The sequence below is a fragment of the Nitrosospira sp. Is2 genome (assembly GCF_033095785.1).
In the GTDB taxonomy this organism is placed as follows: Bacteria; Pseudomonadota; Gammaproteobacteria; order Burkholderiales; family Nitrosomonadaceae; genus Nitrosospira.
In genome coordinates, this window is the sequence record NZ_CP137134.1 from 3301205 (window position 1) to 3321066 (window position 19862).

Annotated in this window: 13 protein-coding genes; 5 read left to right on the forward strand and 8 right to left on the reverse strand. The window is 57.0% G+C overall.

Going from position 1 to position 19862, the window contains the following annotated elements; all coding sequences use genetic code 11:
- Nucleotides 1–122: 122 nt before the first annotated feature.
- Nucleotides 123–1133 carry a 2-hydroxyacid dehydrogenase gene (locus R5L00_RS14505; RefSeq protein WP_317652493.1) on the reverse strand — a complete coding sequence of 337 codons (1011 nt, stop codon included), beginning with the start codon at nt 1131–1133 and terminating at the stop codon, nt 123–125.
- A 226-nt stretch (nt 1134–1359) separates the two neighbouring features.
- On the opposite strand from R5L00_RS14505, the gene trhA reads away from it, so the two are divergent.
- Nucleotides 1360–2091 carry a PAQR family membrane homeostasis protein TrhA gene (gene trhA / locus R5L00_RS14510; RefSeq protein ID WP_317652494.1) on the forward strand — a complete coding sequence of 244 codons (732 nt, stop codon included), beginning with the start codon at nt 1360–1362 and terminating at the stop codon, nt 2089–2091.
- A 46-nt stretch (nt 2092–2137) separates the two neighbouring features.
- On the opposite strand, the gene R5L00_RS14515 is transcribed toward trhA, so the two are convergent.
- The gene (locus tag R5L00_RS14515; RefSeq protein ID WP_317652495.1) at nt 2138–2494 is read right to left on the reverse strand and encodes a hypothetical protein; all 357 of its coding nucleotides are present in this window, start codon (nt 2492–2494) and stop codon (nt 2138–2140) included.
- Nucleotides 2495–3225: 731 nt separating this feature from the next.
- Between R5L00_RS14515 and R5L00_RS14520 the strand changes: the two genes are divergently transcribed.
- Nucleotides 3226–4497 carry a TIGR03118 family protein gene (locus R5L00_RS14520; protein ID WP_317652496.1) on the forward strand — a complete coding sequence of 424 codons (1272 nt, stop codon included), beginning with the start codon at nt 3226–3228 and terminating at the stop codon, nt 4495–4497.
- A 90-nt stretch (nt 4498–4587) separates the two neighbouring features.
- Here the strand turns inward: R5L00_RS14520 and R5L00_RS14525 are convergent, their stop codons facing one another.
- Nucleotides 4588–6864, reverse strand: coding sequence for a copper-translocating P-type ATPase (locus R5L00_RS14525; RefSeq protein ID WP_317652497.1), 2277 nt, complete (start codon nt 6862–6864; stop codon nt 4588–4590).
- Nucleotides 6865–7050: 186 nt separating this feature from the next.
- Between R5L00_RS14525 and R5L00_RS14530 the strand changes: the two genes are divergently transcribed.
- Nucleotides 7051–7431 (forward strand): hypothetical protein, encoded by a 381-nt coding sequence (locus R5L00_RS14530; protein WP_107693129.1) that lies wholly within the window; start codon nt 7051–7053, stop codon nt 7429–7431.
- A 373-nt stretch (nt 7432–7804) separates the two neighbouring features.
- Here the strand turns inward: R5L00_RS14530 and R5L00_RS14535 are convergent, their stop codons facing one another.
- Complete coding sequence (locus tag R5L00_RS14535) at nt 7805–8221, reverse strand: hypothetical protein (RefSeq protein WP_317652498.1); 417 nt, start codon at nt 8219–8221, stop codon at nt 7805–7807.
- 900 nt (nt 8222–9121) lie between these two features.
- Nucleotides 9122–9361, reverse strand: a complete 240-nt coding sequence (locus R5L00_RS14540) for a hypothetical protein (RefSeq protein WP_317652499.1) — start codon at nt 9359–9361, stop codon at nt 9122–9124.
- Nucleotides 9362–10349: 988 nt separating this feature from the next.
- Here R5L00_RS14540 and R5L00_RS14545 point away from each other — a divergent pair.
- The gene (locus tag R5L00_RS14545; RefSeq protein WP_317652500.1) at nt 10350–12491 is read left to right on the forward strand and encodes a sensor histidine kinase; all 2142 of its coding nucleotides are present in this window, start codon (nt 10350–10352) and stop codon (nt 12489–12491) included.
- 2 nt (nt 12492–12493) lie between these two features.
- A complete protein-coding gene (locus R5L00_RS14550) occupies nt 12494–13150 on the forward strand; it encodes a response regulator transcription factor (RefSeq protein WP_317652501.1) in 657 nt (218 codons plus the stop codon).
- A 987-nt stretch (nt 13151–14137) separates the two neighbouring features.
- On the opposite strand, the gene R5L00_RS14555 is transcribed toward R5L00_RS14550, so the two are convergent.
- The 3 genes from R5L00_RS14555 to R5L00_RS14565 form a co-directional block, all read right to left on the reverse strand.
- The gene (locus R5L00_RS14555) at nt 14138–14749 is read right to left on the reverse strand and encodes a cytochrome c (RefSeq protein ID WP_317652502.1); all 612 of its coding nucleotides are present in this window, start codon (nt 14747–14749) and stop codon (nt 14138–14140) included.
- Nucleotides 14750–15070: 321 nt separating this feature from the next.
- A complete protein-coding gene (locus tag R5L00_RS14560; RefSeq protein ID WP_317652503.1) occupies nt 15071–18208 on the reverse strand; it encodes a CusA/CzcA family heavy metal efflux RND transporter in 3138 nt (1045 codons plus the stop codon).
- 1 nt (nt 18209) lies between these two features.
- Nucleotides 18210–19853, reverse strand: coding sequence for an efflux RND transporter periplasmic adaptor subunit (locus R5L00_RS14565; RefSeq protein WP_317652505.1), 1644 nt, complete (start codon nt 19851–19853; stop codon nt 18210–18212).
- Between the last annotated feature and the right edge of the window lie 9 nt (nt 19854–19862).

Genomic DNA, 19862 nt, shown 5'->3' on the forward strand with positions numbered 1-19862 from the left:
CACGGAACCGTAATTTATTGCGGCCAAGGCATATCCTGGAACGATAAACCAAAGGCACCAAACGCGACCGGAGCGTCTCGGGAGCGAGGTGAAAACGTCCAGCGACTGTTGCGGCTTATGCACTAGCCTCCCTGCAGCAATTCGAGCGTTACTTCATTCTCGCATAATCCGTCGCGCTCGAACGCGGTGATGTTTTGCAGGGTAGTTTGCGCAATGCTGGAGAGCGCTTCAGCAGTGAAAAACCCCTGGTGGCCGGTAATCAGCACGTTTGGAAAGGTCAGCAAACGCTCAAATACATCGTCCTGTATTACCTGATCCGATAAATCCTGGAAAAACAGGTCGCCTTCCTGTTCATACACATCCAGTCCCACACAGCCGATTTTCGAAGATTTCAGCCCCTCAATTAACGCTTCCGTATCGATCACCCCGCCCCGGCTGGTATTAATCAGCATTACGCGGGGCTTCATGCGCCTGATTGCCTCCGTGTCGATCAGATGATGCGTTTGAGGATTCAGGGGGCAATGCAAGGTGACAATATCGCTATCTGCGTAGAGTTTTTCCAGCGGGACATATTCGACGCCCAGGCGCAGGCATTCGTCGCTTTGCTGCGGATCACAGGCGATGAGGCGGCAACCGAAACCGTGCAATATGCGGGCGACTGCGGTACCGATGCGCCCCGTGCCGACAATACCTACCGTCCTGCCGCGCAGTTCAAAGCCGAGCAACCCGTGCAAAGCGAAATTGCCGTTGCGCACCCGGTTATAAGCCTGGTGAAGATGCCGGTCAAGTGACAGCATCAGGCCGACGCCATGCTCGGCTACAGAGTACGGCGAGTAGGCGGGAACACGTGCTACGCGAAGCCCAAGCCTGCTCGCCGCATGAATATCCACGTTGTTGAATCCTGCGCAGCGCAAGGCGATCAGTCGCGTACCCTGCGCAGCCAGGGCTTCCAGCACCGCGGCGTCGAGCGTGTCATTCACGAATACGCACACGGCAGGAAAGCCAGCGACTACCTGCCGCGTCTCCCCGCTCAGGCGCGAATCAAAAAATACCAGTTCATGCTCGAAGTCACGATTGGCCGCCAGCAAAAACTCACGGTCGTACGACTGAGCGCTGCAAACAGCTACTTTCATGATGGCCTCCCCAGGCTGGTCTCCTTGAACTGGCCGTCCCTGCCAGTCGCGCGGTAAGCTTGAAAATCAGAACCGGATGGTTTAAACCCAAATAGCGTGTGACGATTTTATCCAGGGAGCCGAGGGCAAGTGAACCGGCCAGTGAATGAGCCAGTGCCTGACGAGCCAAAGTATCAGGGCGAGCGTGCCTGTCACGGCAATTATGTCACAACGATGATTGCATTCCATGATGAAATTCCGCCTTCCTGAAACAGTCCGGACGCAGCAGCCCGAAAGCAACCGTTCAGCTCCCAAAACTGGAGTCCGCGGGTGGTTCAGCGGTCCTGAGCGTGATCAGTCTCGGGGGGAGGAAATTGCAAACAGCATCAGCCACGGCATCGCTCTGGTTGCCGCACTTGCGGGGACGCCTTTTCTCATCATCCACGCAACAAGCCATGGGGATGCCGGATTCGTTGTCGGCGTGTATCTCTTTTCCGCAACAATGATCATCCTCTACCTCTCCTCTACGCTCTATCATGCGTTGCGGATAAGCGAGGCAAAGCGTCTTTTTCGGGTTTTCGAGCATTGCGCCATTTTTCTGCTCATCGCCGGCACGTACGCGCCATTTACACTGGGCGTGCTCAAGGGGGTCTGGGGCTGGACCCTTCTCGGGATGGTGTGGGGTCTTGCGTTAACCGGCGTGGTCGTGGAGGTCTTCGGAAAGAAAACCCGTCCGATGCTCTCCACCGGTCTTTATCTTCTTATGGGGTGGCTGGCTGTGATCGCCATTGACCCGCTGTTTTCGAGGGTCCCTGCGCCGGGTATGCTCTTGCTGTTTGCGGGAGGCCTGTCGTATACGGCAGGTGTAGCCTTTTTCGCTAGCGATTCGCGACTGCGTTACGGCCACTTTATCTGGCATCTCTTCGTGATCGCCGGCACTACTTGCCATTACTTCGCAGTGTTATGGTATGCGGCCTGACCAGTGCAACCCGGCGCTTCAAGCGGGAGCCGAAGGTTTTCCATTATTATGACTTCGCCTGCTCCGCCATGCGCCGATGGGCGTCCGCCATCCGCCTGTTTTTCTCGGCGGCTTCCTCATACATGCGAACCAGGGCGTCCGAATGCTCCTTCAGGTCTTCCGTTTGCCGGCCATAGTAGGGGGCGTGGTTTATATATTCCTCCAGTTCCCGTTTTTCCGCTTCAGCCTTTGCCTGCAGCGCTTTTGCCGCTTCGTCATACTGGTTGGCCAGCGCGATGTGATCTGCCCTGGTTTTTGCGCTTTTCTCAGCGCGGGTCATATCCGCTGGGCGCGGGTCCACGTGCGCGCATGAGGCGACTAAGGCGAGGGCACCCAAGATGGCGAAAACAGTACGGGATTTCATTTTTTTGTCTCCCCTGTTGATTTGATAGAAAAAATAATAATAACACTACTGCAGGTAAGAGTATTTCATAATCTTTGATAAAAATGCTTGTCATGCAGTCCGCCCTAGGGAAAGTATAGACAACCGCGACAATATCGCTGCGAAATCTTACCGTTTAAACGAGAAGCGACAATCCAGGATATTTATTTGCCCGCATAAGAAGTCATAAATGAAGTCATAAATTTCTTTTCTTCCACTTAAAATTGTCTATTATTTTAATACGAATCATTTCTGTTTAGATTCACAAAAAAATCACAAACATTACAGAGCACTTGATTTGTCACCGCTGGGTTATGGTATGTCAGCGGTGTTTCAGCCAGCACGCCCTATCCGGCTAAGCCAGCCGATTTTTTCTTAATTTGCGAGGTATGGCTGTGCAACCGTCCCCATTTTTTCTGACACTGCTCGCGCATGTCATCTGCTGGCATCGCTCAGCCTGCACCTCGGTGCGGCGGTGGCAGGCCAGTGCAGGGTCAAAGTCGGCGGCACTGCACGGTACCTGCCGTCGCGCAGCTTACTCCGGGTTTGGTGATATTCCCGCCGAAACGCCCTTCCCTGCCTACGATATCAGCTTTTCTTCGCAACTGCGGTTGCGGAAGGCTTAACCGGCGAATGGGAGATGGGATTAAAGGCGTTATGAAACCAAAGCTCGTTTTTCATCAGTTCTTTCATTTACCCCTTGGGAGGAGAAAATGAACATATTCAAACCAAATAAGGCCCCGGCATGGTTATTGTCGGGAATGCTTGCAGTTGCCGGGGCAGCCCATGCGACTGCATACGTCCAGACCAACCTTGTCGCGAGCAACGATACCTACCAAGCCGGCATCGTCGACCCGAGCCTCATCAATGCGTGGGGAATCGCAATTCGTCCCGCCGGATTCGGCGGGCATTTCTGGGTGGAAAGCAACGGCGCGGGAACGTCGAACCAGTTTGTAGGCGATGTCGGGGGCCGGCCCCTGTACACGGACGACCTCCGGCTGGTGACGGTTCCAGGCCCTTCAACAGGACAGGTTGTTTCGCAGGGGACCCCGACCGGGGTCGTATTCAACCCCGGCGCGCAGTTCACCATTACCCAGGGTTCGATTACCGAGCCCGCGAAATTTCTCTTTGTGACGGATAGCGGAACCATTTCGGCCTGGACTGAACGCAAGAATCCGGACGGCAGTTTTGATCGTCCCTCTTTTGCCAAGCTCATGGTGGACAGATCGACTGCCGATTCGCACTACTTTGGCCTGGCAATGGCGCCTAACAATGACCGCATCCACGTAGCCAATTTTGGCCCTAACGCGGGTATCCAGAGTTTCAACAGCAGTTTCGCGGAAGTGAGCAGGCCGGGCGCATTTGCCAATCCTTTCTCCACTTCCCCAACCCCCAAGCCCGGCGATTATGCGCCATTCAACATTCAGACGCTCGCCGGTCCGGATGGAAACAGCCTGTTTGTGCCCTACGCCAAGACGCAGGAGGACCCGGCGCGACCCGGACATATTCTCGGAGGTGAAGAAGTCGCTGGCGCCGGACTGGGGCGGCTGGCACAGTTTGATGCGTCGGGCGCCTTGATCCATACCTGGGATGATCGAGGCCTGTTGAATGCGCCCTGGGGTGTGGCTTTTGCTCCGGATGGCTTTGGCGACTACAGCGGGAAGCTGCTCGTAGGTAATTTTGGCGACGGTACCATTGTCGCGTTCGACCCTGCCACCCATACTGCTATCGACTACGTGCGTGACGCTCAAGGTCCTCCCATATCGATCGAGGGCCTGTGGGGATTGCAATTCGGCAATGGCGCCAGCCTCGGCATGGCGGATGCGATGTATTTCGCCGCTGGACCGCGCGATGAAACCGAGGGGCTTCTCGGCAGGATCCAGGCGGGGCCCATTCCCGAGCCGGAAACCTGGGCGTTGTATATTGCCGGGCTCGTCCTCGTCGGCTCGATTGCAAGGCGGCGTTCCCAGCGTTCTGACGTCTGAGCTGTTTGGGCGATTTGGGCGTTTGGGCATCCGCGCTCGCTTTGTGTATCGACCGGCGTTACCGGCTTTTGTTGCTTTGATCCGGCGGCCTCATAGCCTGATGCGGTTGAGCCGCAGCGCGTTGGTCACAACCGAGATTGAGCTCATCGCCATGGCCGCGCCGGCAAACATAGGCGATAAAAGCAGCCCGAAAAACGGGTAAAGCACCCCGGCTGCGACCGGGATGCCTAGGGCGTTATAGCCAAACGCGAAAACCAGGTTCTGACGGATGTTGTGCATGGTGGCGCGTGACAGTACGATCGCGCGCTCGATCCCGCGCAGATCGCCTTTGACGAGGGTTACGCTTGCGCTTTCCATCGCTACATCGGTGCCGGTGCCCATCGCGATGCCCACATCGGCTTGCGCCAGTGCCGGCGCATCGTTAATTCCGTCTCCCGCCATCGCCACCTTCCGTCCCTCGCCCTGCAGCAGCTTGATATGGTCGGCCTTATCCTCAGGCAGCACCTCGGCCAAGGTGTGGTCGATGCCCAGTTGCCGGGCGACCGACTCGGCGGTTCGACGGGAGTCTCCCGTGAGCATGATAATATGGACGCCCAGCCTCCGTAGTCCCGCAATCGCTTCGGGCGTACTTTCCTTGATGGGGTCGGCGACCGCGGCGAGCCCGGCCGCGATGTCATCCACGGCAAAGTAGACCACGGTTTTGGCTTCTGTCCGCCACGTGTCGGCCTGCTCTTCCCAATGCTGCGTGTCGATACCCTGCTGCGCTAGAAAAGTGCGGCTGCCAACCAGCACGCGCTTGCCCTCGATTTCCGCCTGGACGCCAAGGCCCTTCAGCGCATGGAAATCGTGCGCTGTCGCGGGGGCAGGCTTTATGCCGCGATTTTTCGCGGCTTCGACGATTGCATGCGCTATCGGATGTTCTGAAAGCTGCTCCACGGCTGCCACCAGCGCAAGCGCTTCCTCCCCGGGGATGCCTTCCACCTCAAAATCGGTCATGGCGGGCCGCCCCAGCGTGAGCGTGCCGGTTTTATCCACCACTACGGTATCGATATCGCGCATGCGCTCGATCGCTTCGGCGTTGCGGAACAGGACGCCCATGCGTGCACCCTGTCCCATCGCGACCGTCATGGAAATGGGCGTGGCGAGGCCGAGCGCGCAGGGACAGGCCATGATGAGCACGGAAATGGCATTGATGAAAGCATAGGCGAACTTCGGCTCGGGACCGAGAAGCCACCACGCAAGCGCCGTGACGATCGCAAGGGCAATGACGGCCTGGACGAAGTAGGCGGCAATGACGTCGGCGAGCCGTTGGATGGATGCCCGTGTGCGTTGCGCCTGCCCAACCATGTGAACGATGCGTGCCAGCAGGGTTTCGGAACCGACGCGCTCGGCGCGAATGATGATAGAACCGTTGCCGTTCACCGTTCCGGCGGTTACCTTGTCGCCCTCGGCTTTGGCTATCGGCATAGGCTCCCCGGTGATCATCGATTCATCCACCCGTGTCGCGCCCTCAAGCACAACGCCATCCACCGGCATTTTCTCTCCCGGCTTCACGCGCAGCCGGTCGCCCACGGCCACCGTGTCGAGGGGCACCTGTTCTTCGGTCCCGTCGTCGCTCACGCGCCAGGCCTGGTTGGGGGCAAGCTTCAGCAACTGCTGTATGGCGCGGCAGGTCTGTCGCATTGCCCGCATTTGCAGGAGGTCGCCGAGCATCACCAGCGTTACGATGACAGCCGCGGCCTCGAAATAAGTACCCACCGAGCCGTCGTGTTCGCGAAACTCCTGCGGAAACCAGCCCGGCATCAGCACGGCAGCCAGACTGTAGAGGTACGCAAAACCCACGCCCAAGCCAATGAGGGTGTACATATTGAGCGCCCGATGCACCAGCGAAAACCAGAATTTACGCAGGATCGGTCCGCCAACCCAGAGCACAACGGGCGTACCCAGCAGCAGTTCAATCCACCCGCGGGAGCGTGGCTGCAGTCCGAACGGCTCATGGATGCCAGCCATGGGCGCCATCGCGAGCACGACCAATGGAATCGATAGGGCGACGCCAACCCGCAGACGGCGGGCGAGATCACGAGCTTCGGAATCATCAGGTTCGACTTCGCCCAGGTTTGCGCCCGCGATGGGCACCAGCGTCATGCCGCAGATGGGGCAATCGCCCGGCCTATCCTGGACGACCTCGGGGTGCATCGGGCACGTCCATCGTGCCCCCGTTGCCGTTGTCCCTGTTCTTGTGGCGAAGGTAGCGCCCTGCTTATGCCCGGCATGCTCATGCGCAGGTGCAGATTCAGCGGCCCCCCTGTGACCGGCGTGCTGATGAGCATAAGGAGTATGCGAGGAACGACTCGAATCTTGACTCATTTTCCACTCCTGGTCTGCACTGCCGATTTTCCCCCATGAATAGCTTCCCTTGAGCCCTTCGAAGCTTCACGGGGTGAGAAGTTGACGAGATTGCCGCGGGGCCTGCCAAGTACTTAATTTATACTAGGCCAGTTTTTGCTTCACTGAGCTAAAGATAACCAACCTAGATAATGGAGAGTCGGTGAGGTGTCAGCGAAGTCCGAGCCCTGCCGAAACGTTCAGCGCCATCCAGTGTATGAGGCGCTGCTGGAAGCGACAGCACGACAACTCGGCGCTGCCATCGCCGCCGTGGAATTGTCGTTTTCGTTATCGGATGCCGATGAGCTGCGAACGCTACTAGGTGATGCAGGCTTTCAACACATACAGATTACTCCCCAGTCGCTCGATATTCACCTGCCGTCGCCAGAGCGTTTTGTGCAGCTCACGGTTTTGGGTGTGGCAACGTCGATACCCGCATTTATGCGGCTCGGTGCTGCGGAGCGCTCCACCCTCGTGGATGCCGTCATTGACGAGACGCACGCAGTCGCTAAACGTTACCGCAAGGGGCGCACGCTACATTTCCGATGATCTCCCATATTGCAAGCGCAAGCAGGTAATACGGTAAAGGGAGGGGCTCGCCTGGCCCCGCGCTCTTAAATTGGCTAGGCCCAGCGGCGGCGGTGTGAATTCAATTCCTATCCCCTATCCAGCTGACATCGCGGGGGATTAGCGCTCCCCGCATCCTTATAGATCGGCTGGCCTCGGAAAACATCTGGATATCTGGCTCAAGATTGAGGAGGATCGCCATGCCCTATCGCAATCTGGCGTGATCGTCCACCGGCATCCCTTGTGCTTCCGAGGCTGGCATATGTCAGTTCCTGGAATCATTGCGCTCTCTTAGTGGGCAGTTCTGTTACTTTTCAGTCCGGTTGCTAAAATCTGATCCGCGTCCTAGCATTGTTTATCTGCTGCTTACCTGGCGCAGCGGTTCCCCGGCGGCGGCATTATTACCTTTCGCAAATTCCGACATCCTGCGGTGAAAAGCACCTTGGGCAGCGGCTTTCTTTGCGTCCAGGTTGTATTTTCGCGCCATAGCTATGGCCTGCGCCTGGAAATCCTGCCCGCGCCTCCCGAAGAGGTAGCTTTTGTCCTCGTAATGCTGGAGCAATTTCTCGCGTTCCTCCGCCTTTACCAGTAGTTCCTTAGCGGTATTTTCATACCGCTTTGCAATAATGTCGTGGTCGCTCAAAACTCTGGTATTTTGTAAAGCCGCGCTGGTACTGTCGCTCTGCCCTTTGAGAAAATCGGTCTGGGCGCAGGAAGCCAGCAGGCTCAGGGTGGCGACGGCGGCAACAAAGTTCCTTATCTCTGTTTTCATGATGGGTTGTCTCCAATAGAGTGTTATGAAATGAATGAAGTGACAGCAGTTTCATCCTAATCCAGTCCATACCATTGGTATATTGGGGAAACTCTGGTTTTAAGCTAGGCAAAACCTTGAGCAACCCTAGGTGAACCCTTAAGAAAAATACAGTGAAACCCTTAGCGATGCATGAGAAGCTCCGCGCGAGCCTTGATTATCCGCACCAACGCTATATAGCGAATACGTCCTCGAGGACGGGATTCCACGGGGTTCTGGCTCCTCGCCCTCAGCGGTTCCTGCGCTTTATTTAGCATGATTTGTTCTCGCAGGATCGCCAGATGGGGCGGGCGCGGGTTCTTGCCCCGCCCTGCGGACAAGCCATTCCTGCTTCCGCAGGAACAGAAACTCATCGGCGCCGTCGCAAACCTACCTGGAGAGATGGCGAGGGCAACGACCTAGAGTAAATGCTGGTTTCCATTGGGAAACATATCAGCATACGATGGGGCAGGAACTGTACGACAATCTTGCACAGCAGATGGGTCGATCGGCTTTCAGGCGGAGACCCGGAAGCTGAACATGTCGCCTTTAAGGTAGCGCATACGCAAGTTGCCCGGTCCATCGCTACTCAAGCGCGTCACGTAGTGGGCGATGCAAGGCACTAGCCCAGAGCCTGACCTGTTGATGCGCGACGATGCCAGCGGCATTGCCGGTATTGACCCGGAGCATGGCTCCGCGGGGATATGAGAATTAAAATGATGCATTGCCGTGCCCATCAGCTTGGCGCCACGCTCAAATTCCTTTCCCCCTAAGGGGCGCAAGAAGCGGCTAGAAAGGCGAATGGTGAAGGAACCGCAAGCATGGGAACCTCGAAAGCACAAGTGGGGCTGGTCGACGATGACGCGGTTTCGACTCCGAACTTCAAGTCGCGAGCCGCGTCAACAATCCTGCCTGTATTTGCCTGCTTAGATATAAATTCCCTTTCAATACTTCGCAAATAGCGTTCGCAAGCACCTTGCCCGGCTCCTGCTTCATCGCATAGCCTTGCGCGTCGGCCCGTAAAACGCGTTCAGCGTACACTGTTTCCTCCAGCGCCTCCGTGCTATTACTGGCCTCGGCAAACACCTCCATATCGGGTTCGAGGTTGATGCGCATGGCCATGCCCCGCCGCCCGCAACACGGCATGATCGTCCACCAGCAAAACTTGTGCTTTCAAGCTAATATAGTTTTAGTACCTGGAATCATCACGCTCTTGAAGCTCATCGCTGTTACTCGCAGTCGGGTGTAGAATCTGATCCGGTCCTAGGCTTTGTTTTAACGTTTGCTTACCTGATGCACGGGCTCCCCGGCACCGATATAATCAGGCTCTGTAGGTTCGGACATCCTGCGAAGTGACAGCAGTTTCATCCTATTCCAGTCGATACCATCGGTATATTGGGGAAACTCTGGTTTTAAGCTAGGCGAAACCTTGAGCAACCCTAGGTGAACCCTTAAGAAAAAATCAGTGAAACCCTTAGCGCTGTTCATTGGGTAAACCCCTAAGCGATGCACGAATGAGCGTTCGTGGGAGGCTTATGACCACCAATGAGCGCGTCAGCCCGGGAGACGTGCACAATGGATAGCCTGCATTGCCGTCTTTTCAACGCGGGAAGGGTACCTGGTGCTTTAACCTCGTCTATAGAAAAGGCTACTGGCTCAGTGGCATGGTTTGCCAAGCCCGAGCATCTGACAGTTCGCTCTTTTCCATTCCTGAGCGACCGTGGTTCCACCCCTGCGACTACCGAGTTCCGATTTCGGCACATACGTCTACCTTGGGTTCCGATTTCTACCGGTGGGACGAATAGCTCCGATCCGCCACCTTTTCTACCCGCCTCTCAGATTGTTTCTCCACTGCCGGCGCAAACGGTCTCCGCCTGGTGCTCCATATAGGCTGAAGGTTGTTATTCTCACGTAGCAGGCCAGGAGACCTGGTTCCTGACACTGGTCGCGCGGCTCAATTCAAGAATGTGGTAAGGCGCGCCCCCATCCCCGGTAATAGTCCATACGGTCTATTTTTTAGCGCTATCGCTATCGTTAGTGCTATACAGAACTAAGAAAGTCCGAATAAAAACGGCAAAAAACATCGGATAATAAAAGAGGGGGAGTCCTCATGATCAGCAAAAACGTCGCGACTGCTGTAACCAACGGGCAGACAGAAGAGCCCGCAAGCGTGGGAAAGGCGCTGCGGGAGCGGTTCAAGGAGATCACCGCTCTCTACGAAAGCCGCCGTCGGATGGGGCCCGAATTACCCCTGGACGATATTTGCCGGCAGATTTTTGACCATTTGATACCGGCAATGCACTTCCCGGTAATGGCGAGCGCCATGATCGAACTTGACGGCAGGTGTTTCACGTCAGGGAACTATCGCGACGGTAGTATGCACGAGTTGCAATCGAACATTGCAGTGCTCGACAGGCTGTGCGGGCACTTGCGCGTGTTTTATCCTGACAATACGTCATTCCTGCTGCCGGAAGAACAGGAGCTCGTCGATGCAATCGCCTGCGACCTTGAGAGATGGCTTAAGGAAATTGAGTGCCTGTATGAGATTCGACGCGGATCAGGTCTGGAATTGCCGTTGGAGGATGTCTGCCAGAAAATGTTGGAAAACCTGATACCGGCGCTGCAATTCCCAGAATCCGCTGCCGTCGTCATCGAACTCGAAGAAAGGCGATTTGCTGCCGCGAGGCAAAAGCAGGGGTTTACACACGAGCTACACTCGAAGATTAGTGCGGCCAACAAGTTGGGTGAGCAGGGAACGACGCACCAGCTGCGATCGAACATTACGGTGAATAATAGACTGTACGGGCATTTGGGCGTTCTCTATCCTGAAGATACGCCATTCCTGCTACCGGACGAGCAGGAACTCATCGACGCACTCGCGCGCGAGCTGGAACGATGGCTTAAGGAAGTTAACTGCCTTTATGAGATCCGCCGCGGTGCAGGGCTGCAATTGTCGCTGGACGATGTCTGCCAGGAAATTTTGAAGCACCTGATACCGGCTCTGGAATTCCCGGAATCGGCGACCGTTGTGATTGAACTCGACGACAGGCGATTTGCTACTCCGAGTCACGAGCAGGGTCTTACGCACGAGCTACACTCGAAGATTAATGCGGATAACACATCACCTGGGCAGTTACGCCTATTCTATCCCCTGGACAAACCCTTCCTGATGCCGGAGGAACAAAGACTAATAGACGCCCTTGCCGCTGAATTGGGGAAATGGCTCGAGGCCAAAAAAATCAATGAAACGTTGCGCAAGCGCCTGGAGGAAATTACCTGCCTCTACGAGATACGCCGGACCTTGGGGCGAGAATCATCGCTCGATAACGCCTGCCACCATATCGTCAGGCACCTGGTTGCGGCAATGCGATTCCCGGAAATGGCTATCGCCATGATCGAACTCGAAGACAGGCGCTACAGCTCGGAGAATCAAGCCCATGTTCTTACGCACGAACTGCGATCGAACATTACAGCGAAGAAGAGGCTGTGCGGGCAGTTGCGGGTGTTCTACCCTGAAGACAACCCCTTCCTGTTACCGGAAGAGCAGAGATTAATCGACGCCGTCGCCCGCGACCTGGAGCGATGGCTGGAGGGCAAGCGCCAGGAACAAACCCTGGTTTCCATTGCGGAACAATATCAGCATACGATCGGGCGGGAATTACACGATAATCTTGGGCAGGAGATTGCAGCGCTCGGTTACCAGGCCGAGGCCCTGGAACAAGACATGTCGACTTCCGGTAACGCGAAGGCCGCGAAAATTGCTGCGTCCATCGCCAGGCAAGCGCAGGGCGCGGTCGGGCGATGCAAGGAACTGGCCCAGGGCCTGCTTCCATTTGAATTGGAAACCCATGGCTTGGTGAAATCGCTGCAAGCACTCTCAAACAGGGTTGCTGACGCCTATAAGATCAGCTGTGAATTCATCCAGGCCAATGATGTTGCCATCAACGATAACGAGATTGCGCTTAATTTTTATCGGACTGCACAGGAAGCAGTCAGCAATGCGATACGTCATGGGGGTGCGCATCATATCGTCATTTCGCTGGGCTCCGGCAGCGGAATGCTCTATCTGTCGATACGCGACGATGGCAGCGGGATTTCCAATATTGATACCGAGCATGGCTCCAGCACGGGAGTGGGAATTAAAATCATGCATTACCGTGCCCGCCAGTTGGGTGCTGCCCTGAGATTCCTGTCCCGCCCCGAAGGGGGCACCGAAGTGCGGTTAGAGATGCGAATGGTTCAGGAAACATAAGCATGGAAACGTCGAAAGCGCGAGTAATGCTGGTCGACGATCACGCCATGTTTCGGCATGGCATGGAGATGCTTATCAATCGCGAGCCCGATATGGAGGTGTTTGCCGAGGCTGGTGATGCCGAGGAAGCGCTGGCCATCCTCAATGCGGGCCATCAGCCTGATATTATTTTGATGGACGTGTCTTTAAAAACCCATTCCGGATTCGAGCTAATAAAGAAGGTGCATAGCGTAATGCCTGAAATGCCCGTGCTGGTGGTGTCCATGCACGACGGGGCAGTGTATGCCGAACGAGCTTTGCGGGTCGGAGCGAAAGGTTATGTGATGAAGCAGGAGCCGGGCAAGGTACTTGTGAATGCTATTCGCGAAGTATTGAAAGGAAACTTATATTTGAGCGAGCCGATACAGGACAGATTGTTGAAGCGCATCGCGAACGGAAATTCAAATTCCGAACCGCTGATCAGCACCCTGACCCCCACCGAGTTTGAGGTACTGCATCTGATTGGAGCCGGACATAGCAGCCAGCAAATTGCCGACCTGCTTAATCGCAGCATTAAAACAATTGAAACGCATCGTTACAACATGCGTATCAAACTGAATTTGAAAGATGCGGCTGATTTGGTACGGTATGCGGCTCTCTGGGTCTCGGAAGGGCAATAGCATCGTGCCCCGAATGTTTGAATTCTTCATCCAACGTTGATCCTATGGATCACGTTCATGGATCAAGCAGTGCCGCCCATCCTGCGAGCCCATAATGTTCCCGGCAATAATGCGTATCAGGGCTGCTCTCCTGTTGCGATCTTTATGGCGCCCCGGCTATTAGGGGGGTCTCTTTTTTGCAGTCCCACTGCGAAGCGTTATTTCCGTTTTTCTTCGCGTGTCTGGTCGCAGCAGTTTCTATCCGGCATTTGTGCTCCGGTCCACCAAGGCTTTCGCCCCAAATTTTTTGCGGTCGATTTCGCCGCGCGTCCTTATACCGAGGGGACGCAATAGCGGGAGCGGCGGGCACCAGCCTCGCAGGGCGTGCCGCAGCAGGAACGCAAGAACTCCTACCGATAGCGTAAACCATCTCTTATCAACGGTGAGGCCCCGCACGAGTCTCGTTAACGCCGCGCATCCTGCGCTTGGACCCGCCAGCGCAATGGGCAGCTGTAATAAAACAAAAAATCTATTTCATCCTGGCGTCATCTGTCTGTTCTTCATATTTCAACGGTAGCGGATCGCGGGCCTCCGCCGCTGGAATTAATAAGTTATTTTAAAACCAACTAAACACAATAAGTTGAAAGATGTTTATAATGTATTTAGTGAGCGTGGAACATTATGATTTGAGATGTTATATGCATTTGGAAAGACAAAGCGAACCTTGTTATGACAACATGCTTACGCGGAACGCGAGCTATTGACAGATGCATACCAGGGGATTGTGGCTAAGGTTGGGGTGGAGCTTTGGCGTGGCTGGCCGGCTATGGCCGGGCGAGCCAGGGCATATCAAGATTTGATACGGTGGCGGGCCAGGAAGTCCGGCTTCTTATGTGGCTACTATTAGGGGTTCCCGAACCACTGATCGGCGGTTGCGCGGCGGCAGTGCGCTATCTGTATCAACAGAAAGACGGAATACCGTGCCAGCGCAAATTCGGGATTTTGGAATCAGTGCCCGGATTCACCCTGGGCATGTCCATGCTGGTGAGCGCCATGCCCCCCTGTTCCGTGCCCGGATCCCATGTCTACCTCTGCGTTAGCTTCTCTTACAATCTCCCTGTATGCGTCCGGCGTCATCCCAGGCAACTTGTTGATGAAGGCAACGATGCTCCACAGAGTGATGTCGTCATGGGTGCGCCCCCAAGCGGGCATACCGGTCATTTTTATGCCGTGCTTGATGACCCAGAAAGCGTTTGCAGGATCGATGCGCGTTCGGGACAGGTCGGGTGGCTCGGGATAAAGACCGCGCCTTATCTCCGAATTGTCGAGGCCGGGCGCAAGATGGCAGCCCGCGCACATTGCGTCATACTGGCCCGCTCCCTTGAGCCTCAGGCCGGGATCCTTCAGATCGGGAATCACAATATCTCGCGTGCGGCGTTCGATCGAACGATCGCGCAGCGCCGTTATGATCTTTGTCGTGGCCAACCAGTGAGGCTGGTCGGCGGCAATGTTGTAGTAACCGGAATAGATATATGCGCACAGCCCCAGCAGGGCAACTCCGGCGAGAACGCCTGTCATGCGCAGCCATCGCTTGAAACGGTCCCTGGTGCCCATGTCCATCCGGTGCTCTCTAGAGTGGATTCCGCGGGCCGGAAGGCGTGCGCCAGTGAAACTGGTGCTGCCTCCGGCGAGAGTGCGGGCGGCCGTGAAGATACGGTAGGTGGGGGAGAACGTCCCGCTTGATTTTTATTTGCATTGCTGACCCTTGCGAACCCGGATAGCAAGTCTCATGCTCAACTGGGGCTCCTAGCGGCCCATAGCAGTTTTGGTTGCCTGTTGATTCATCTTAGCCCAGGCGGTGGCATTTGGCCGGTTTTTGCGCCGGTTCCTGGCCGGACTGTTCCAGTATCCTCGCACCCCCCGTCCTCCTCCGCCCCATGGTCATGTTTCTTTGCCCGGCTGACGCAGCGAAAATTCCTTGGCAAGTGCATACACTGCGGGAAAAACGATCAGCGTCAGTATGGTGGCGGAAACCATGCCGCCCACCATGGGCGCAGCAATGCGGCGCATCACCTCGGAGCCCGTGCCGCTGCTGAACATGACCGGAAACAGCCCCACCACGCTGCCGACAATGGTCATCATTACCGGGCGTATGCGATGCACCGCGCCCTTGACGAGGGCCTCATAAAGATCGTCGACCGTAATTTTTTCGCCTGCGGCCTTTCGCTCTGCGGTAATGCGCGCGAACGCCCGATCCAGGAAGGCGAGCATCACCATCCCGGACTCGGCGGCGACCCCGGCAAGGCCGATGAAGCCCACCGCCGCGGCGATACTCAGGTTGTAGTCGAGCAGATACATCAGCCATATGCCCCCCACCGCGGAGAAAGGGACCGAAAGCATCACGATGAGCGTTTCCGTGAGCCGACTGAAATTCAGATATACGAGCAGAAATACGGCCAGGATCGTGAGCGGCACCACCAGCTTCAGTTTCTCGATCGCGCGTTCCATGTACTCGAACTGGCCGCTCCAGGTTGCGTAATAACCGGGTTGAAACTGAACCTTTTCGCGTACCGCGCGTTGCGCATCGGCGACGTAACTGCCGATGTCGCGGCCGTGGATATCGACGAAAATGTAAGCTGACAGCAGCGCGTTTTCGGTGCGGATGCTGGGGGGGCCTTTGATAAGCCTGACGCTTGCCAGCTGGCCGAGGGGGATCATGGTTTCGCCCATCGCCGGCACGAGCACCTGGGTGGCAATCGCCTGGGGATCGCTGCGCAGCTCGCGCGGGTAGCGCACGGTGACGGCGAAACGTTCGCGTCCTTCCACTGTGGTGGTGACTCTGTCGCCGCCAAGGGCAATCGAAATCGCGTCGAGAAGATCGCCGACTGCCAGCCCATAGCGCGCCAAAGCGATGCGGTCGGGTTCGATATCGAGGTAATAGCCGCCCGTGGTGCGCTCCGCGTATACGCTGGTGGTGCCGGGAACCGTTTTTACAACGGACTCGATCTGCCGCGCCAGCATTTCGATTTCGCCCAGGTCCTTGCCGAACACCTTGATGCCAAGGGGCGTACGTATGCCGGTGGCGAGCATATCGGTCCGGTTTTTGATCGGCATGGTCCAGGCATTGCTGACGCCCGGCATCTGGAGCGCCTGATCCATTTCAGTCACGAGTTTATCGATGGTCATGCCCGAGCGCCATTCCGCCGGCGGTTTGAGGTTGATAATGGTCTCGGTCATCTCCAGGGGCGCGGGGTCCGTGGCGGTATTTGCGCGCCCCGCCTTCCCGAATACTGACGCCACTTCGGGGAAGCTTTTGATTATCTTGTCCTGGGTCTGGAGGATTTCGCCCGCCTTCGTAACTGAGATACCGGGCAGCGTCACGGGCATGAAAAGCAGGGTCCCTTCATTCAGCGCAGGCATGAACTCCGTGCCAAGCTTGAGCGCCGGGTAGACCGTAACCCCAACCACTGCGATGGCCGCGAGGATAATGGCGGTTTTCCACCGCATCACCCATGCCATCACAGGACGATAAACCAGGATCAGAACGCGGCCGAGCGGGTTATCCTGCTCGCGAGGAATACGGCCGCGGATCAGAAGCAAGATCAGGGCCGGAACCAGGGTAATGGACAGGATCGCGGCACCGGCCATGGCAAAAGTCTTGGTGTAGGCCAGGGGCTGGAACATCCGCCCTTCCTGCGCTTCCAGCGTAAACACGGGCAGGAACGATGCCGTGATGATCAGCAGGCTGAAGAATAATGAGGGCCCCACCTCCCTGCAGGCCGCGATAACGGCGTCTGAACGGGAGGCGCCGTCCGAGCCGGGATCGAGACGCGCAAGATGCTTGTGCGCATTCTCCACCATGACGATGGCGGCGTCGGTCATCTCCGCGATCGCAAGGGCGATCCCGGCCAGGCTCATGATATTCGAATTGATGCCGAGGAAGCCCATGGCGATAAAGGCAATCAGCACGCCGATCGGGAGCATGATGATCGCTACCAGCGCGCTGCGCACATGCATGAGGAAGACCACGCACACAATCGCTACGATTGCGATCTGCTCGACAAATACTTCATGCAAGGTGGCGATGGCGCGGTGGATCAGATCCGAACGGTCGTAGACAGGCTGCACCGACACGTCTTCCGGCAGGCCGGATGCAATTTCACTGATCTTGTTTTCGACGTTGCGGGTGACGTCCAGCGCGTTCTCGCCGTGCCGCGCGACTACGATGCCGCCCACGACCTCTCCCTCGCCGTCGAGCTCGGCAATGCCCCGCCGCTCTTCTGGCACCAGTTCGACGCGGGCAATATCGCGCAACAGCACCGGGGTGCCCTTTTCCGCCTTGACCACTAGTTTTTCGAGGTCGCCGATACCACGCAAATAGCCCTTGCCGCGAACCACATACTCGGTTTCCGCCATCTCGATCACGCGCCCGCCCACATCGCGGTTGCTTGCGGCGATGACCTCGGTCACTTTCCTTAGCGGCACGCCGTAGGTTTGCAGCCGCCACGGGTCCACGGTAACCTGATAGCTTCTTACAAAACCTCCCACGCTCGCGACTTCCGATACCCCATGCGCTGCTGTCAGCTGATAGCGGAGGTACCAGTCCTGAATGGCGCGCAACTCGTCGAGGGCACGCTCCTTCGCGACCAGAACATATTGATAAACCCAGCCGACCCCCGTTGCATCCGGGCCGAGCGACGGCCTGACGTTATTCGGCAGCCGACTGGCAGCGAAGCTGAGATATTCCAGCACCCGCGAACGCGCCCAGTAGATATCCGTGCCGTCCTCGAAGATGACATACACGAAGGAGACGCCAAAATTGGATAACCCGCGCACCACCCGTGTTTTTGGCACGCTCAGCATGGCGGTGGCAAGCGGAAAGGTCACCTGATCCTCGACAACCTGGGGCGCCTGTCCCGGATACTCGGTGTAAATGATGACCTGCGTATCGGAAAGGTCGGGGATGGCGTCGATAGGCGTTCTCCATACGGAGTACGCTCCCGCGGCCACGAGCACAAACGCCGCGATCATCACCAGGAACACGTGGCGCACCGACCATTCAATGATATTGCCTATCATCTCAGTGTTTCCGCAGGTTGAGCCCGCGCTGCTGGTCCCGCTCCGGCTGCTTCCGCCCCGCGGGTGCATTGGCGTCGTCGGATGCGCCGATGCGAACGATCAGATACTCCCCCGCTGATTCTTCGATGATCTCGAAGGCAATCTTCTGGCCGGGTTTCAAGGTGCGAAGCTGTGCCGGGTCCACCCGAAAATCCATTACCATCTCGGGCCACCCGAGGCTGGCAATGGGGCCGTGCGCCAGCGTTACGATGGCATGGGCAAAGTCGACTGCCTCGACAATGCCTTCGCCGCGATGGATTTCGGGTTGGGCGGAGGCGCGAGCCGAGCCGGGAACGCTTCGCCGCTCGTCGGGTGCTGAGCCATGGGCGCCATGCCCCCCCTGGCCGCCGTGCCCAAAACCGCCCAGCGCGGCCTTGAGATTGCTTTCGGCATCGATGAGGAAGTTTGCTTTGACCACCACCCTTTCCCCCTCCTTCAGCCCGCCCAGCACTTCAGCATACCCATCGGCATGGGGACCAAGCTTCACTGTTCGCGGCTCGAACCTGCCGTCACCAAGATCAACCAGCACGACCTGACGTGTCCCGCTGTGCAGCACGGCCGAATCGGGCACGGCGAGGACTTTTTCTTTCGGCCCCTGGGAAACGATCTCCACCCTTCCGTACATGTCCGGCTTAAGCAGCCTTTGCCCATTAGGGAGTTCGATCCGCACCTTCGCGGTGCGCGTCGCCGGATTCACGGTCGGATAGATATAGGTCACCTTGCCGTTGAACAGTTGGTCGGGGTACGCGTCGACGCGTATGGTGGCGGCCTGGCCCTTGCGCACCAGGGCAAGATCCTGCTCGAAAACATCCGCGAGCATCCAGACACTGGAGAGATCGGCGATCTGGTACAGGATTTCTCCAGGCATGAAGCGTTGCCCCTGGATCGCTCTCTTTTCCAGCACGATGCCGCCCGCCGGTGACCGCAATGTCAGGTTCTGGCTGACCCGGCCCTCCTGCCGGACCGCCTTCAGATCGTTCTCCGATATGTCCCAGTTGCGCAGTCTCTGCAAGGCGCTCTCGCCCAGCCGCTGCATGCCCTCGATAGCATCCAGCCCCCCATTCTCGACGTGTTGCGTTCCTTTCTTCGCAATAAGGTATTCATGCTGCGCCGTCACCAGCTCCGGGCTGTACACATCCATCAGCGCATCGCCTTTCTTTACCGCTTGACCCGTGGTGTTGACGTAGAGCCGCTGAATCCAGCCCTCGAATTTTGGCGCGACCGTGTACAGGCTGCGCTCGTCCGGCTGTACCGTGGACACCGCCCTCACGGTGCGGGTGAGTTCACGCAACGTGACTGCTTCAGTTTTAACCCCTAGCTTTTGGATTTTTTCCAGACTGATCTTTACCTCGTCATTACCGGAAGCCGGTTGTTCACCTGCATAGACCGGGATATAGTCCATGCCCATCGGATCTTTCTTCGGCACCGGAGAAATGTCCGGCAGGCCCATGGGGTTGCGGTAGTAAAGAATTTTTCTCTCCGGCGCCGAGACCTCCGGTGGAGTGTCCGTGGACGGCAGGGATCGGGTTTTACCCAACCAGAAGCCGGCGGCTAGTGCAATTGCCATCAGGGCAACAACGGCGGTTACTTTTACAATGGACTTCACGTGAGCTCC

Bases quoted from the DNA above. Each gene is read 5' to 3' on its own strand.
- R5L00_RS14505 (WP_317652493.1), bottom strand. From the start codon at position 1,133: ATGAAAGTAGCTGTTTGCAGCGCTCAGTCGTACGACCGTGAGTTTTTG.
- trhA (WP_317652494.1), top strand. From the start codon at position 1,360: ATGATGAAATTCCGCCTTCCTGAAACAGTCCGGACGCAGCAGCCCGAA.
- R5L00_RS14515 (WP_317652495.1), bottom strand. From the start codon at position 2,494: ATGAAATCCCGTACTGTTTTCGCCATCTTGGGTGCCCTCGCCTTAGTC.
- R5L00_RS14520 (WP_317652496.1), top strand. From the start codon at position 3,226: ATGAACATATTCAAACCAAATAAGGCCCCGGCATGGTTATTGTCGGGA.
- R5L00_RS14525 (WP_317652497.1), bottom strand. From the start codon at position 6,864: ATGAGTCAAGATTCGAGTCGTTCCTCGCATACTCCTTATGCTCATCAG.
- R5L00_RS14535 (WP_317652498.1), bottom strand. From the start codon at position 8,221: ATGAAAACAGAGATAAGGAACTTTGTTGCCGCCGTCGCCACCCTGAGC.
- R5L00_RS14540 (WP_317652499.1), bottom strand. From the start codon at position 9,361: ATGGCCATGCGCATCAACCTCGAACCCGATATGGAGGTGTTTGCCGAG.
- R5L00_RS14545 (WP_317652500.1), top strand. From the start codon at position 10,350: ATGATCAGCAAAAACGTCGCGACTGCTGTAACCAACGGGCAGACAGAA.
- R5L00_RS14550 (WP_317652501.1), top strand. From the start codon at position 12,494: ATGGAAACGTCGAAAGCGCGAGTAATGCTGGTCGACGATCACGCCATG.
- R5L00_RS14555 (WP_317652502.1), bottom strand. From the start codon at position 14,749: ATGGACATGGGCACCAGGGACCGTTTCAAGCGATGGCTGCGCATGACA.
- R5L00_RS14560 (WP_317652503.1), bottom strand. From the start codon at position 18,208: ATGATAGGCAATATCATTGAATGGTCGGTGCGCCACGTGTTCCTGGTG.